19 protein-coding genes are annotated in these 13,301 nt (G+C 60.9%); 5 read left to right on the forward strand and 14 right to left on the reverse strand.

The window, feature by feature from the left end; translation table 11 throughout:
- The first annotated feature begins 149 nt into the window (after window positions 1-149).
- Both EOW68_RS13740 and EOW68_RS13745 read left to right on the forward strand, forming a co-directional pair.
- The gene (locus tag EOW68_RS13740; RefSeq protein ID WP_128225736.1) at window positions 150-1,004 is read left to right on the forward strand and encodes a complex I NDUFA9 subunit family protein; all 855 of its coding nucleotides are present in this window, start codon (window positions 150-152) and stop codon (window positions 1,002-1,004) included.
- A gap of 87 nt (window positions 1,005-1,091) precedes the next feature.
- Complete coding sequence (locus EOW68_RS13745) at window positions 1,092-1,499, forward strand: acyl-CoA thioesterase (protein ID WP_128225737.1); 408 nt, start codon at window positions 1,092-1,094, stop codon at window positions 1,497-1,499.
- A 46-nt stretch (window positions 1,500-1,545) separates the two neighbouring features.
- Here the strand turns inward: EOW68_RS13745 and EOW68_RS13750 are convergent, their stop codons facing one another.
- Window positions 1,546-1,959, reverse strand: coding sequence for a hypothetical protein (locus EOW68_RS13750; RefSeq protein WP_128225738.1), 414 nt, complete (start codon window positions 1,957-1,959; stop codon window positions 1,546-1,548).
- Window positions 1,960-2,057: 98 nt separating this feature from the next.
- Between EOW68_RS13750 and uvrB the strand changes: the two genes are divergently transcribed.
- Together uvrB and EOW68_RS13760 are read left to right on the forward strand one after the other, a co-directional pair.
- Entirely contained in the window at window positions 2,058-4,109 is a 2,052-nt protein-coding gene (uvrB, locus tag EOW68_RS13755) for an excinuclease ABC subunit UvrB (protein WP_128225739.1), read from the forward strand.
- The gene (locus EOW68_RS13760; protein WP_128225740.1) at window positions 4,106-4,468 is read left to right on the forward strand and encodes a hypothetical protein; all 363 of its coding nucleotides are present in this window, start codon (window positions 4,106-4,108) and stop codon (window positions 4,466-4,468) included. Before uvrB ends, EOW68_RS13760 begins: the two co-directional genes overlap by 4 nt.
- Window positions 4,469-4,527: 59 nt before the next feature.
- On the opposite strand, the gene EOW68_RS13765 is transcribed toward EOW68_RS13760, so the two are convergent.
- Window positions 4,528-4,860, reverse strand: a complete 333-nt coding sequence (locus EOW68_RS13765; RefSeq protein ID WP_128225741.1) for a cupin domain-containing protein — start codon at window positions 4,858-4,860, stop codon at window positions 4,528-4,530.
- A gap of 246 nt (window positions 4,861-5,106) precedes the next feature.
- On the opposite strand from EOW68_RS13765, the gene EOW68_RS13770 reads away from it, so the two are divergent.
- Window positions 5,107-6,159 carry a zinc-binding dehydrogenase gene (locus EOW68_RS13770; protein WP_128225742.1) on the forward strand — a complete coding sequence of 351 codons (1,053 nt, stop codon included), beginning with the start codon at window positions 5,107-5,109 and terminating at the stop codon, window positions 6,157-6,159.
- Between the two features lie 54 nt (window positions 6,160-6,213).
- Here the strand turns inward: EOW68_RS13770 and EOW68_RS18825 are convergent, their stop codons facing one another.
- The 12 genes from EOW68_RS18825 to psmA all read right to left on the reverse strand — a co-directional run bounded on the left by EOW68_RS18825 (window position 6,214) and on the right by psmA (window position 13,206).
- Window positions 6,214-6,372 carry a hypothetical protein gene (locus tag EOW68_RS18825; protein ID WP_431358936.1) on the reverse strand — a complete coding sequence of 53 codons (159 nt, stop codon included), beginning with the start codon at window positions 6,370-6,372 and terminating at the stop codon, window positions 6,214-6,216.
- Between the two features lie 83 nt (window positions 6,373-6,455).
- Window positions 6,456-7,130: an HAD family hydrolase gene (locus EOW68_RS13775; protein ID WP_128225743.1), complete on the reverse strand. Its 675-nt coding sequence runs from the start codon at window positions 7,128-7,130 to the stop codon at window positions 6,456-6,458.
- On the reverse strand, window positions 7,131-7,646 hold the full coding sequence (locus tag EOW68_RS13780) for a bifunctional nuclease family protein (protein ID WP_128225744.1): 516 nt from the start codon (window positions 7,644-7,646) through the stop codon (window positions 7,131-7,133).
- A gap of 382 nt (window positions 7,647-8,028) precedes the next feature.
- Window positions 8,029-8,274, reverse strand: coding sequence for a DUF3194 domain-containing protein (locus tag EOW68_RS13785; RefSeq protein ID WP_128225745.1), 246 nt, complete (start codon window positions 8,272-8,274; stop codon window positions 8,029-8,031).
- On the reverse strand, window positions 8,275-8,652 hold the full coding sequence (locus tag EOW68_RS13790) for a prefoldin subunit beta (protein WP_128225746.1): 378 nt from the start codon (window positions 8,650-8,652) through the stop codon (window positions 8,275-8,277).
- A 64-nt stretch (window positions 8,653-8,716) separates the two neighbouring features.
- Window positions 8,717-8,902 carry a KEOPS complex subunit Pcc1 gene (locus EOW68_RS13795; protein ID WP_431358937.1) on the reverse strand — a complete coding sequence of 62 codons (186 nt, stop codon included), beginning with the start codon at window positions 8,900-8,902 and terminating at the stop codon, window positions 8,717-8,719.
- A gap of 59 nt (window positions 8,903-8,961) precedes the next feature.
- Window positions 8,962-9,096, reverse strand: a complete 135-nt coding sequence (locus EOW68_RS13800; RefSeq protein WP_128225748.1) for a DNA-directed RNA polymerase subunit P — start codon at window positions 9,094-9,096, stop codon at window positions 8,962-8,964.
- Complete coding sequence (locus EOW68_RS13805) at window positions 9,093-9,365, reverse strand: 50S ribosomal protein L37ae (protein ID WP_128225749.1); 273 nt, start codon at window positions 9,363-9,365, stop codon at window positions 9,093-9,095. Before EOW68_RS13805 ends, EOW68_RS13800 begins: the two co-directional genes overlap by 4 nt.
- A 54-nt stretch (window positions 9,366-9,419) precedes the next feature.
- Window positions 9,420-10,145, reverse strand: a complete 726-nt coding sequence (locus EOW68_RS13810; RefSeq protein WP_128225750.1) for a DUF2103 domain-containing protein — start codon at window positions 10,143-10,145, stop codon at window positions 9,420-9,422.
- A gap of 74 nt (window positions 10,146-10,219) precedes the next feature.
- Entirely contained in the window at window positions 10,220-11,557 is a 1,338-nt protein-coding gene (gene truD, locus EOW68_RS13815; protein WP_128225751.1) for a tRNA pseudouridine(13) synthase TruD, read from the reverse strand.
- A 226-nt stretch (window positions 11,558-11,783) separates the two neighbouring features.
- The gene (gene psmB, locus EOW68_RS13820) at window positions 11,784-12,476 is read right to left on the reverse strand and encodes an archaeal proteasome endopeptidase complex subunit beta (RefSeq protein WP_128225752.1); all 693 of its coding nucleotides are present in this window, start codon (window positions 12,474-12,476) and stop codon (window positions 11,784-11,786) included.
- A complete protein-coding gene (psmA, locus tag EOW68_RS13825) occupies window positions 12,469-13,206 on the reverse strand; it encodes an archaeal proteasome endopeptidase complex subunit alpha (protein ID WP_128225753.1) in 738 nt (245 codons plus the stop codon). Before psmA ends, psmB begins: the two co-directional genes overlap by 8 nt.
- Between the last annotated feature and the right edge of the window lie 95 nt (window positions 13,207-13,301).

The following is a 13,301-nucleotide window of genomic DNA, read 5'->3' on the forward strand; positions in this document are numbered from 1 at the left end:
CTGATTGGCTAAATATCACTGGAAAGTCCTGGTGATGTTTCGGGAGTCGAAGTTCCTCGGAAACCACCACCTCTTCGTGGTTCCTACGAGCCGTCTCACTCCTATCGAACCACGAAAAATATCTATCCGTCGACACCCTTTCAGTCGGTATGAAGATACTCGTGGCCGGTGGGACGGGGTTTATCGGTCGCGTCCTCTGTCAGATACTGGATCGGCGCGGTCACGACGTGACAGCAGCAGGCCGATCACCGTCGCGATCCGTGGCGGGTATCCAGACGACGGCACTCGATGTGACCGACGCAGATCTCACAGACACAGTCGCCGGCCACGATGCAGTCGTCAATCTCGTTGCTCTCCCTTCACACGTCCAGCCAGCCCGAAGCCACGACGCTGTCCACCGTCAGGGCACACAGAATCTCGTCAGCGCCAGCGAAACGACTGGCGTCGACCGGTTCGTCCAGATGAGCGCCCTCGGTGTCGATTCCGACGTGGAGACAGCCTACTTCGCGGCCAAGCGGGCCGGCGAGCGCATCGTTCGTGACTCGGATCTCGACTGGGTTATCTACCGACCGTCGGTCGTCTTTGGCGATGGCTGTGCATTCCTCCCCTTCCTGCGGAAACTCGCCGCTGCGAGGGTCGTCCCGCTCCCCGGTGGCGGGGGGCTCAGAATCCAGCCTATCTGGGTCGACGATCTCGCTGCGATGCTCGCCGATGGCGTCGAAGCGGACCGTCACACCGGCGAGACCTACGAACTCGGCGGGCCGGACGTGCTGACACTCGCCGAGACTGTCCTTTTGCTCCGGCCGAATGCAGTTATCCTGCCACTCCCGATGCCGGTCGCCGCCGCTGGAGCGATGATTGCAGAGTATATTCCGGGATTCCCGATCGGTCGTGACCAGTACCGCGTTCAGCGGCTCGACAATACAGTTTCGTCGGACGACCTCGCTGCCTTCGGGTTCGAGAAACGTGATCTTCGATCACTGTCCGCGTATCTACAGACGTAAGTGACTAACCTGTACAGTTCTCTCCTGGAATACGACCACTGGCTCGTGAACCGACAGACAAAATTCCCTCCCGCTGGGAGAACAGATATGGCCGAGTTTCCGTACGAGATAGAGCTGAATGTCCGGTACCGTGATCTCGATCCCCAGGGCCACGTCAACAACGCTGTCTGTGCCACCTATCTGGAGCACGCCCGGACTGGCTATTTTCAGGATGTGCTCGATGCGACACCTGAAGATCCCGGTGAGATCGGGATCGTCGTCGCAAATCTCGAACTCAATTACAAACGACCGATCGAGTTTCAGTCGCCGGTGACGGTCGGGCTCCGGACGACTGCCCTCGGCGAGTCGAGCATCAAATCGGAGTACGAAATCCGGGCCGACGGCGCGGTTGCTGTCACTGCCGCGTCGACCATGGTTGCCGTCGACGAGACGGGAAGTCCCGAATCCGTGCCGGAACACGTCCGCGAACAGATCGCCGACTACGAAGATCTCTGATCGGCGGTCGGAGAAACGGGTCGGTCGTTCGAAAACAGGAGCTGACTCAACGGTGGCTGTACATGCCGGCCGTCGCGGGCTGGTTGTTGTACCCAACGAATCCACCGGCGAGGATCAGGATGCCGGCCACGAGCGAGAGGTACAGCCCGAACTCTGCAGAGGCGACGCCCCTGTTACCGATCACGTCGAACACCTCCGCGAGCGTGTAGACGCTGACGACGGTCGTAACCACGCCGAGCACGCCCGTCACGAGCTGTGTCGTTTTCGTCCAGTCCGCGCCGAGTATCAGACCCAGCGTCACGAGTCCGGCGAGGAGAACGATAATCTCTCTGCTCCCCTCGATTCCGACGCCGGGACTGAGTCCCAGAACTGATACCCAGGGGAGCAAGGCTCCGACGATTCCGAGTCCCCCGCCACCGAGTGCAAGTTTTTCGCCAGTCGATAACTCACCAATCTCCATGCGCCGAGTTGCGAACCGCGGTGGAAAAACCTTACTACACCCCGTCGGTGGGGTCAGCAACCGTGTCCGTCAAGTTGCTCGGGACGTACTAGTAATCGATGTCTGACACAGGGGGGCCACTGTCACCGGACCGACCCGACGCCGAGAGCGATTTCCGCGTCGACGCACCGTTCGACCCGGCCGGCGACCAGCCGGAAGCGATCGAAGGGCTCGTCTCCGGCTTCCGGCAGGGGATGGACCGACAGACCCTGCTCGGTGTCACTGGCTCCGGGAAGACCAACACCGTCTCCTGGGTGATGGAGGAGATCCAGAAACCGACACTCGTCATCGCGCACAACAAGACCCTCGCAGCACAGCTGTACGAGGAGTTTCGCGAACTGTTCCCGGACAACGCCGTCGAGTATTTCGTCTCCTACTACGACTACTACCAGCCCGAGGCCTACGTCGAACAGAGCGACACCTACATCGACAAGGACGCCTCGATCAACGACGAGATCGACCGATTGCGCCACTCCGCAACCCGGTCGCTTTTGACCCGTGAGGACGTGATCGTCGTCGCGAGCGTCTCGGCGATCTACGGCCTCGGTGATCCACAGAACTACGTCGATATGGCACTGCGCATCGAGCAGGGCCAGCAGATCGACCGTGACGAACTCCTTGGGAGACTCGTCGATCTGAACTACGAGCGCAACGACGTTGATTTCACGCAGGGGACGTTCCGCGTCCGTGGCGATACCGTCGAGATCTACCCGATGTACGGCCGCCACGCCGTCCGGGTCGAACTCTGGGGTGACGAGATCGATCGCCTCCGAAAGGTCGATCCCCTCGAAGGCGAGATCGTCAGCGAGGAACCCGCCACGCTGATTCACCCGGCAGAGCACTACTCGATTCCGGAGCAACGGCTCGAACGCGCGATCGAGGAGATCGAGGAACTGCTCGAAGAGCGGATCAGCTACTTCGAGCGCCACGGTGATCTCGTCGCCGCCCAGCGCATCGAGGAACGCACCACCTTCGATCTGGAGATGATGCGCGAGACGGGCTACTGTTCCGGGATCGAGAACTACTCGGTGCATCTCTCCGAACGCGAGACCGGCGAGGCTCCCTACACGCTGCTCGATTACTTCCCCGACGACTTCCTCACCGTCGTCGACGAATCACACCAGACACTGCCGCAGATCCGCGGCCAGTTCGAGGGTGACCGGTCGCGCAAAGAATCACTCGTCGAGAACGGATTCCGGCTGCCGACGGCCTTCGACAACCGCCCGCTCACCTTCGAGGAGTTCCAGGAGAAAACCAGCAAGACGCTGTACGTCTCCGCGACGCCTGGTGATTACGAGCGTGACCATTCCGAGCAGATCGTCGAACAGATCGTTCGCCCGACCCACCTCGTCGACCCAGCCGTCGAGGTCGCTGACGTCGAGGGGCAGGTCTCGGACGTGATCGAGCGCCTGCAGAACCTCCCGGACGACGAGCGAGCGCTGATCACCACGCTGACCAAACGCATGGCAGAGGATCTCACCGAGTACCTCCTCGAAGCCGGACTCGACGTGGAGTACATGCACGACGAGACCGACACGCTGGAGCGACACGAACTCATCCGGAGTCTGCGACTCGGCGAGATCGACGCCATCGTCGGGATCAACCTCCTCCGGGAGGGACTCGACATTCCGGAGGTCTCGCTCGTCGCGATTCTCGATGCCGACCAGGAAGGGTTCCTGCGCTCCGAGACGATGCTCGTCCAGACGATGGGGCGAGCGGCCCGCAACGTCAACGGCACTGTCGTACTGTATGCCGACGAACCGTCGAACGCGATGGAGTCGGCTATCGAGGAGACCAACCGGCGACGGCGAATCCAGCAGGAGTACAACGAGAAACACGGCTTCGAACCGACGACCATCGAGAAGGAAGTCGGCGAGACGAATCTGCCCGGAAGCAAGACCGAGACTGGCGGTGCGGCGTCGATGGAGCCAGCAGATGAGGAGGAGGCTGCGCGTGCGATCGAGGAGTTAGAAGAGCGGATGCAGGCGGCTGCCGACAATCTGGAGTTCGAACTCGCGGCCGACATCCGTGATCGGATCCGCGATCTGCGCGAGGAGTTCGAGGTGGGCGGCGAGGACGACGGTGTACCGGCTCCCGATCCGGAGTGGTGACCGTTGCAGAGATGGGTCGCGTCGCAGTGCTCGTCTGGCTGTTTGTCGTCTCCGGGTGGCTGCTCGACTGGCTGTCGACCGTCTGGCCGAATCCACGCCTCCCCGAGCAAAATCCATTCGTCCGGCACTATTTCGGCAGGTATCCTGATCCACTCCGGTTCGGGCTGGCGAAGGGGGCCAGTCTCGCTGTCTTCTACGTGCTCACGGTGACGGTGCGCTCGCTGCTCCAGTCGAGCAGTTCGGTACCCAGCGTTGCGTTCGGTGTGGATCTTACCCTTTCGCTACCGGCGTTCGTCGGCGTGCTCGGCTGGGTCGCGTTTGTGCACAATGTCCGGCTTCACGTTCACGCGCGAGCGTGAATGGTTCGAACACGGATATTGGTCTCTGTGTCGATGTAATCAGTCTAAGAGGATACTTCCTACAGATCCCGTCCGAGCACCGATTCTTCGGCGCCCGCGAAGACGATCAGGGCGACCAGTTCGTCGTCGATATCGTAAAAATCGTGTTGGACTCCCTTTTCGACGTAGACCACGTCACCTTCCTCGATAGTGAACGTCTCCTCGTCGACGCTGGCCGTGCCGGATCCCGCAATAATGTAGTAGAGTTCGTCCTCCTTGTGGGGTGTTTTGGGTGCGGGGTTCGGATACCGTGCGATCTCGACACTCATCGACTGCTCGCTGAGCACCTCCCCGTAGTGTCTGTCTTCCTGCTCGAGTTGTTCGACCAGTTCGGTCGTGGACACGTGACTCATCTATCTGATTCTATTCGTTTGGGCTCCGATGAATACTTCGGTTCCCCGGAGCTATCGCCGCGCAGACCGCAGATTCCTGCTATCGATCCGGTTCCTGATCCGATGGAGCGACGGCCGACGATCCCCGTGTCTGCCCTCTGCCCTTTATTGGCCTTCAGTGACATTTAGTGGGGTAAAATGGGTCGAATTCCAGCAAAGTGGGAATCTCACTGTAAAATTATTATAGACTCTACTGTACTGGCAGATATGCGCTCGTTCGTAATGAAAGAGGTCGGTGAAACGGGTATCGTGGAGAAAGAACAGCCGGAGATCGGGCCTACGGATGCACTTCTGAAACCGACGAAGGGGCTGATCTGTACGTCGGATTGCCACACCGTTCACGGTGCGATCGGTGAGCGCGAGGATCTCACACTCGGTCACGAGGTCGTCGGCGTCGTCGAGGAGGTCGGTTCGGCGGTGACGGATTTCGAGTCGGGTGACCGGGTCGCTGTGGGTGCGATCACGCCCGACTGGAACTCCGAGGCTGCACAGGATGGCCACCCATCACAGTCCAACGGCGCGCTGGGGGGCTGGAAGTTCGCGAACGTCAAAGACGGTGTCTTCCAGGAGTACGTCCACATCAACGACGCGGACGGCAATCTCGCACATATTCCCGACGGTGTGACCGACCACGAGGCGGCCTACACCGCGGATATGTTGAGTACTGGCTTCGCGGCGGCCGAGAACGGTGAGATCCCGATGGGGGGAACCGTCGCCGTCTTCGCACAGGGACCGGTCGGGTTGATGGCCACGAAGGGGGCACAGCTGCAGGGTGCTGGCAAGATCATCGCTGTCGAGACTGTCGAGCAACGACAGGAACTGGCCCGCGAGTACGGCGCCGACCACATCGTGGACTTCGCCGAAGGCGATCCAGTCGAGGAGATCATGGCGCTCACCGACGACCGGGGCGTCGACGTCGCGATCGAGGCACTCGGCGCAGACGAGACACTGCAGGACTGTATCAAGGTCACCAAACCCGGCGGGACTGTCTCGAACGTGGGCTACCACGGTGACGGCGAGTTCCGGCACATCCCCCGCGAAGAGTGGGGTGTCGGCATGGCAGAGATCGATATCGTCACCGATCTCTGTCCCGGCGGTCGCCTGCGGATCAGACGGCTGCTCCGGATGCTCGAAAACGACCTCGTCGATCCGACGAAGATGACGACTCACGAGTTCGACTTCGACGAGATCGAGACGGCCTTCGACATGATGGACGAGAAAGAAGACGACATCATCAAGCCGCTGATCAACTTCGAGTGAGCTTCATACTGTGGCGTGGTGACAGCCGAGTACTCTCTCCCTGACTCGGCCGAACTACCCGTGAACCGTGGCAGGCGAGGAATACTCGACAGCTGTCTTCTCGGCTGCACACCACAGACAGTCTTTCTCGATCAGGACGACATCGTCGTACCGATCCCGTTCGCGTTGCCAATCGTGCAATCCGAACCAGCATTTCACCCCGTTGAGTGTCATCTTTTTTCGTTCGCACGTAGTGTATTGGAATAATTAAACCATTCGCCCAGTGTGGGGGGTCGCCAGCTCGTGTTCCGCGGGAATCACTCCGACTGCTCGAACAGGTCGGTGATTTCGTCGAGACTCGTCACCTCGTAGGTCGGTGTCGTCTCGATAGCCCGGTCTGTATTGTGCGGGCGTCGAATGAGGGCTGTGTCGATGCCGACCCGCTGTCCGGCCATAATATCCGTCTCCTTGTCACCGACGTAGAGTGGATTCTCTACGGCAAGGTCGGCGATCGCCCGTTCCAGGAAGATCGGTTCCGGTTTTTTGTTTCCGAGACTCTCCGGTGTCGGCTCGCGGGCGTGTATTGTTTTGAACTGCTCGGCCAGGTCGTACTCCGTTACGAGCAGTTCGACGATCCGTCTCTGGTTGTTGCTCGCGATCCCGAGTGGGACGCCCAGGCTGTCGAGTGCGGTCACGTCGGGATAGAGATTTTTGCCGTCGTTTTTAGCTGCAGTCTCGAACAGTTCGAGATATGCGTCGTCACGGTACTGCCAGAGCTGTTCGGGTGGCAGACCGGTCTCCTCGCTGAAGGTTTGTAGTCGCTCGGGAGGGATACTCTCGATTAACTCCTCTATCACGTCTGTCTCGAGGTGGACGTTGTCGGCAGTTGCGCTTGCGTTGATTTTGTCACGCAGTTCCGGTTGTCGTTGTTCGTTGTCGAGCACGTCGACGATGACGCCGTCGAAATCCAGCAGGAGTCCGTCGTAACTCATCTAGAATGGGTCCTCGCCGAAATCGGAGTCGTCACCGAAGTCCGGGTCGTCGCCAAGCCCCGAATCGCCGAGTTCGTTCTCGTCGTCGGTTTCGAACGCGTCCGGCGGGCGGCCAGCCTCGTCGACGACCTCGTCGCTGACGATCAGCGGGCAGTCCACCCGCAGCGCCAGTGCGATGCCGTCGGAGGGTCGCGCGTCGAAGACGGCCTGTTTGCGTTCGCCGCCGTGGTACTGTTCGGTGTCGACTTTCGCGTAAAACGTCCCGTCAGCCAGATCGTCGATGCGGACCCGGTCGATCGCCGCGCCGAACTCCGCGACCATCTCGACGAAGAGATCGTGTGTCAGCGGACGCTCGAAGGGTTCGCCGTCGAGTGCGAGCTGCATCGACTGGGCCTGATCGGTGCTGATAAAGATCGGGATCAACTCCTCGCGCGCTTCGAGGATGACGACCGGTGCACCGGGGCCCTCGTCGCTCACGCCGACGCCGACGCCCTCGACTGTGGCCTCGTGTTCCATGCTCGTACATACGCCCGGAGGCTCAAAAGGCTATGCTCTCGATTGATGCAATGCTGGTGTGAGTGTAACGGTCGCTTGGCGGTAGCGAGTGGACGAAACTACTGCGAGAACGGGAGCTGAGGGCACCGCTGCAAACAGCAAGAAAGCCCCCGGTCGCTCGCAGGTTCCGACTCGCTGCGCGCTTCGCTCACTTCGTTCGCTGTAGTGCTTGTGTCGTCTCACTCTGCGAGCGACCGGCCCCTTTCAGTCCCACCCACGTAGCTTGGTTGGCCAACTGATACGGGTGGGACTGAGAGAGTCTCGGGGCTTTCTTGTTGTTCCTGAATGCTATTCAGCAAAATCTACGATACTCAAAACGCCTACAACCCAGAACGACTCTCAGTCACTCCTCGGCAAGCAACTCATCGACAGCACTCCGGGCCGCAAGAACGGCGTCCTGCGCGACCTGTTCGGAGTCCTGGCGGTCGTCGGGGACGTCCAGATAGACGTCGAGTTCGAACTCGCCGTCCTCGAAGGTCGCAGTGATGTCGAAGTCATGGACTTCCGAACGGGAGTACCGAGAGAAAATAACCTCCTCCGCAGCAGCGGCTGCGGTCTGGACGACCTCGGTGTCGTCCACGGCTGTCATCTATGCGCCGCCAGCGCCGCCCATGCCGCCCGGCCCGCCGCCGAGCATCTGCTGGAGCTCTTCCTGGAGCTCTTCGAACTGCTCCTGGACGCGCTCTTCTTGTTTTTCCAGCGTATCGACGCGGACTTCGAGGCTGCTGACCTTCTCTTCGAGGTCGTCCTCTGCCTCGTCGTAGTCGGTCTCGACGAGCAGTTCGCCGAGCTGTCGGTACATCTTGGTGTCACCCTCGATGTCGTCGAGCTCTTCGAGTGCTGTCTGGGACTCGGTGAGCTGTGTCTCTGCTTCCTGCTTCTGGGCAGCGACCTGCTGTGCTGTCTCCTGCAGATCCTGCAGTTCCTCGAGCTTCTCCTGTGCTTCCGGGGGGAGATTTCCTTGCATACCCATCACCTCGGGACCCGGACTGTTAAACCCACGCATCTTCGCCTGTGACCCGCAGAGCGAATCAACAGACGTTCCCGGCCCGCTCGGCGACGCCGACGAGCGAGAGCCAGGTATTCAACGCCGCACGCAGGGCAGTTGGGTCGCGCGCTTCGACGATGATCGTAAGCTCGGCACCCGAACACTCACTTCTGACCCGACTCCGGTCGTCGTCGATAGCACCCAACTCCGGTTCGATCGCGTTGCTCACCCTGCGAGCCCGCTCAGAAGAACTGTACTCCAAAGAAAAGACTGCCTCGTGATCCACAGCTACTCGACGTTGACTTCTTTGATATCCCGGCTGCGCTCCTTGAGGAGAACGCGGTGACCGCAGTACGGGCACCGGACGCCGCCGTACTCGTCGAGCGTTACGTCACGCTTGCAGCGGGAACATTTGTAGCTCATTCTTCGTCGTCGTCTTCGGCGAGGGCTGCGCGGATCGACCGGGTGACGGTCTTGCCCGCGGGCGTCTCTGGTTTGTACGCGCCACCAGTGAACTTCTCGCCGGTCTCCTTGTTGACCCAGATGCCAGTGCCGACGCGTTTGACGTCGTCACCGTCGACTTTGGCGTTTTCCATCTCTCGCTCGATCTGTGCGACACGGCGGCGGGCGACGCGCCCATAGCGGGCGCCAAACCGGCCAGCACTGCCTGTCCGGTTTTCCTTATCACTCATAGTACAACAGTATCCGCCGAGCGGCCAAATAAACCCTACGAGTTGTCCTGGGTCCTAATTTTCCTTGAACTCCGCGTCGATCAGTGCTTCGTTGATATCCTCGCGCACGCGCTCGCCGAGTTCCCGATCACTGGCCGTGGTCACTACCCGGTTTTCCTGGACGCTCGATCCATCGCGAACGAGCAAGCGGACGTTACCCTTGTTGTCCGCGCGAGTCACCTTGGCCCGCAGTCCGGTCCGTGAACCCGAGCCGCCGGCGTCGATCGGGCCAGGAATAATCTTCTTGACGTGGGGGTGGTCGGCGACGACCTCCAGCGCCTCCCGTCCTGTTCGGCCGCCGATCAACGTCGAGTGGGTGCCGCCGAGTTTCTCCGCGACGGAGGCCTCGACGACTTCGAGTGCCGTCTCTCCCTGGCGTTCGAGGACGTACTCGATCGGATCTTCGGCATCGATCCGGTAGAAGGAGTAGTGTAGCTGTGCGCGGACCGCCTGGAGAACCTCGCGGTCACCGGTGGCGTACACCTCCTCCGGTCGCTTGCGTCGCACCTCGTCTGCGAGCTGTCCGGCGAAGTATCGTAGCTCGGCACCGACCTGTTCGCCGTCAGTCTCGGGGGTGGTCGTCACCGTCCGCGCGCTTACGACCTGCTCGCCGTCGAGTGTCGTCACGGTCGCGCGCTCGCGGCCGAGTTCGAGAATGATCGTGTCGGCGTTGGCCGTATGACAGACCAGGCAGTAATCCCCTGGCCGTTCGAGACTGGACGCACACTGCCGACACTCCATAGGCTATCTAGCTTTACGAGCCGAATAAGTACGGTGTTTCTCGTCGAGAGCGCCGCAGAGACGAAACGATCCACTCAGAGAGCTTCGGGATCCGTTTTGAGATACTCCCGCAGAAGTACGGTCGCGTACGCCCCACGGGGCAGTTTGAACGAAAGTGTCAGTGGGTCGGTCTCGAACGCCAGCGCTGTTCGGACCAGGATCGCCCGTCTCGTCCCTGTCGAATTGAACTCCCCGGGAAGTTCGAACTCACCCGGTTCGATGCCAACCTCGTCGAGGACCTCTCGTTCGATCTCGCCGGGTTCACCCTCGCCGAGTTCTGTTTCCGTGCCGACCAGTGGTGCAGTCACGAACGCGCGCCCGCGCTCGCAATGGCGGGTGACGGAGTCGACTCGCTTCTCGGTGACTCGCTGTGTTCGGTCCTGATCCGGCAGTGCGAACCCCTCGGGGGCCTCGCTATCGGTGAAACAGACGACATCCCCCGCCACTGGTCGATGCAAGGGAAGCCCTCGCTCCAGCCGTTTCGACAGCACGAGATTGAACAGGTACGACTGGGCGGCGTGGACGAACAGCTGCTGGAGATTCGACGGCAGCGTTTCCAGTGCAGCGCGGAAATCGTCCTCAGAGTCACTTCCTTCTGCGAGTCGGTGGAGCATCGACCGCTCGTAGCCGAGATAGTTCGGAAACCGATCGAGTGCTTCCTGCCAGTCCCGCGTTTCGTCGACGAACCGGCGAGCTGTCTGTGTCTCCTCGGGCTCTCGCTCGGATGCGTTACCCACGTAGGACATAACTGCCTGCTCCCACTCTTCGCGGACGATCGCTAGCCCGACCGTATGGCTCACTGGCCGGCGACTCCCGAACCGCTGCTGGCCGAAATAGTTTGGAACGCCGACTGCCTCCGTTTTATTTCCTTCGTGAGAGCCAGCGAAGATTTGGAGTTGTTCGGTGATTGCAGCTGCATTTTCAGGTCGTTCGGGATCGCGGATTCTAATCTCGAACTCGTTTCCGGCCAGGTCACCGAAGAGGATCGATCGGCCGGTTCGACCGACGACTTCGTACTCGACGTCGGAGAGTTCGGGGAGGTCGTCCGGGTCGCCGCCCTTGATCGAGAACAGCTGTGTGGTGACCGCGTGTTTGTCTTTCGTCCCGGCCCAGGAGACACGCTCGCGGGAGATCCCGAGCTGGTTCGAGAGTGTCTTCGCGAAATCGTTGGTGTCCCAGCCGCGGAGTTCGACACGGAGCAGGAGATGGGGGTAGTCACCCGGCTCCGCGTCGACGGGCTCGGCGTCGAACAGTTCGAGTTCCCGGACCCGGAAATCCTCGGGTTCGACGCGGAGCTGGCCGCCGGTCCCGTCTTCGTCACTCACGTAGTACTCGATCCCGACCTCGCGTTCGACTGGATGTGCTGTTCGCATTCGATAACTAGCTCTACTGGGTGGGTGGTGTCGGCGAAAGAAATGAATGTCGACACCGAGCTGGTTGGAGTATTGATAAACGCAGAACTTCCGATCTGGTCGGAGCGGTCGTTTCGAGTCCATTGGCTCGTCGGGCTTTCTTCCTGCTTAGATTTCACTCGAGACAGTTGCAAGAAAATGAAAAGGACCGTGATTGATCCACAGAAAGACGACTCCGACTCCCAGATCAGAGCAGTTCAGTGACGTCGTCGTACTTGTCGATTTCGACGCCGTCTTCGGTGATCGTCGCGGTGACGAAGCCGTTCCCCGAGCCGGTGTCGCGCTCGGTCGCCGCCTGCACTGCGCGGGCTGCGAGGGAAGTCGCCTCTTCGAGCGAGAGCGACTCGTCGTACTCTCCTTCGAGGGCACCGTGTGCGAGCTGCATCCCGCTCCCGGTCACGGTGTAGTCGTCTTGCATCACACCGCCAGCGGGGTCGATGCTGTAGACGTGACTCCCTTCCTCGTCGACACCGCCGAGGATCGGGTTGATCGCGATGAACGGCCCACCGCGTGCGAAGTTCCCCGCGAGCGTCGCGAGCGCGTGGATCGACATCGGGTGGCCGCGGCGACTCTCGTAGAGATTCGCCTCGGAGCGGAGCGTCCGGATAAAGGACTGTGCACCACCGACCGAGCCGACCAGCGTCAGCGCAGCAGTCGGGTGGATCTGCTCGACCTTGGTGACGTTCTTGTTGGAGACGAAGCGGCCGCCGAGGCTCGCTCGTCGGTCCGTCCCGATGACGACGCCGTTCTCGGTCGCGATCCCGACCGTCGTCGTTCCGGTCTTGTTCACTGCGTCACTGTCCTGTTCCGCTACGTCGTCGAACGAACCGAGTTCGGGTTCGTACGGGTCCTGAATGTCGTGTATTGGGTCTTTACTCATCGTCTTCACCTCCGAGGTCGGCCTCGGCCGCGTACTCCTCTAGCTCTTCAGTCGACAGCGTGTCGAACTCCTCGGTCTCGGTGTCGACAGTCGCGAGGTGGACACTGTCGGGTTCGATGTCCTCGTCGGCTGCTGCCAGCGCTTCGAGCGCGAGCGTGATGCCGCCGGCGAGATCCATCTCCGGATCGTACTCGTCTTCGAGGTGTTTCTGGATGTCCTCGCGGCCGCCGCCGATGGCGACTGCCTTCCACTCGTAGGGGGTCCCCGAGGGGTCGGCCTCGAACAGGCGCGGTTCGCCGTTCTCGATCCCACCGAGCAGCAGTGCCACACCGAACGGGCGTGCGCCCCCGGTCTGGGTGTACTGCTGGATGTGGTCGGTCGTCCGCTTCGCGAGCGTCTCGATGCCGATCTGCTCCTCGTACCGGAGCTGTTCGACCTGTGCCTGTCGGCGGGCGAAATCGACCAGCTGACGGGCGTCGGCGACGTGGCCCGCACTCGCGATGCCGACGTGTTCGTCGACCTCGTGGATCTTTTCGATGCTCTCCTCTTCGATCAGCGGCGAGCGTGTCTGCCGATCAGCGGCGAGAACGACGCCGTCCGCTGTCCGGATCCCGAGACTCGCACTGCCGCGTTTGACTGCTTCTCGGGCGTACTCTACCTGGTAGAGTCGTCCATCCGGCGAGAAGATCGTTATTCCTCTGTCGTAGGCCTGCTGTTGATTTCCTTGCATTGTCTGGTGTTCACACGGGATGTGTTTACGTCAGGTAAGTCCTCGATATATATAAACTGCACTTTAACGGCAACTCCCAGATGGGCTCGGAGTGG

The sequence above is a fragment of the Halovenus amylolytica genome (assembly GCA_004015825.1).
Lineage (GTDB): Archaea > Halobacteriota > Halobacteria > Halobacteriales > Haloarculaceae > Halovenus > Halovenus amylolytica.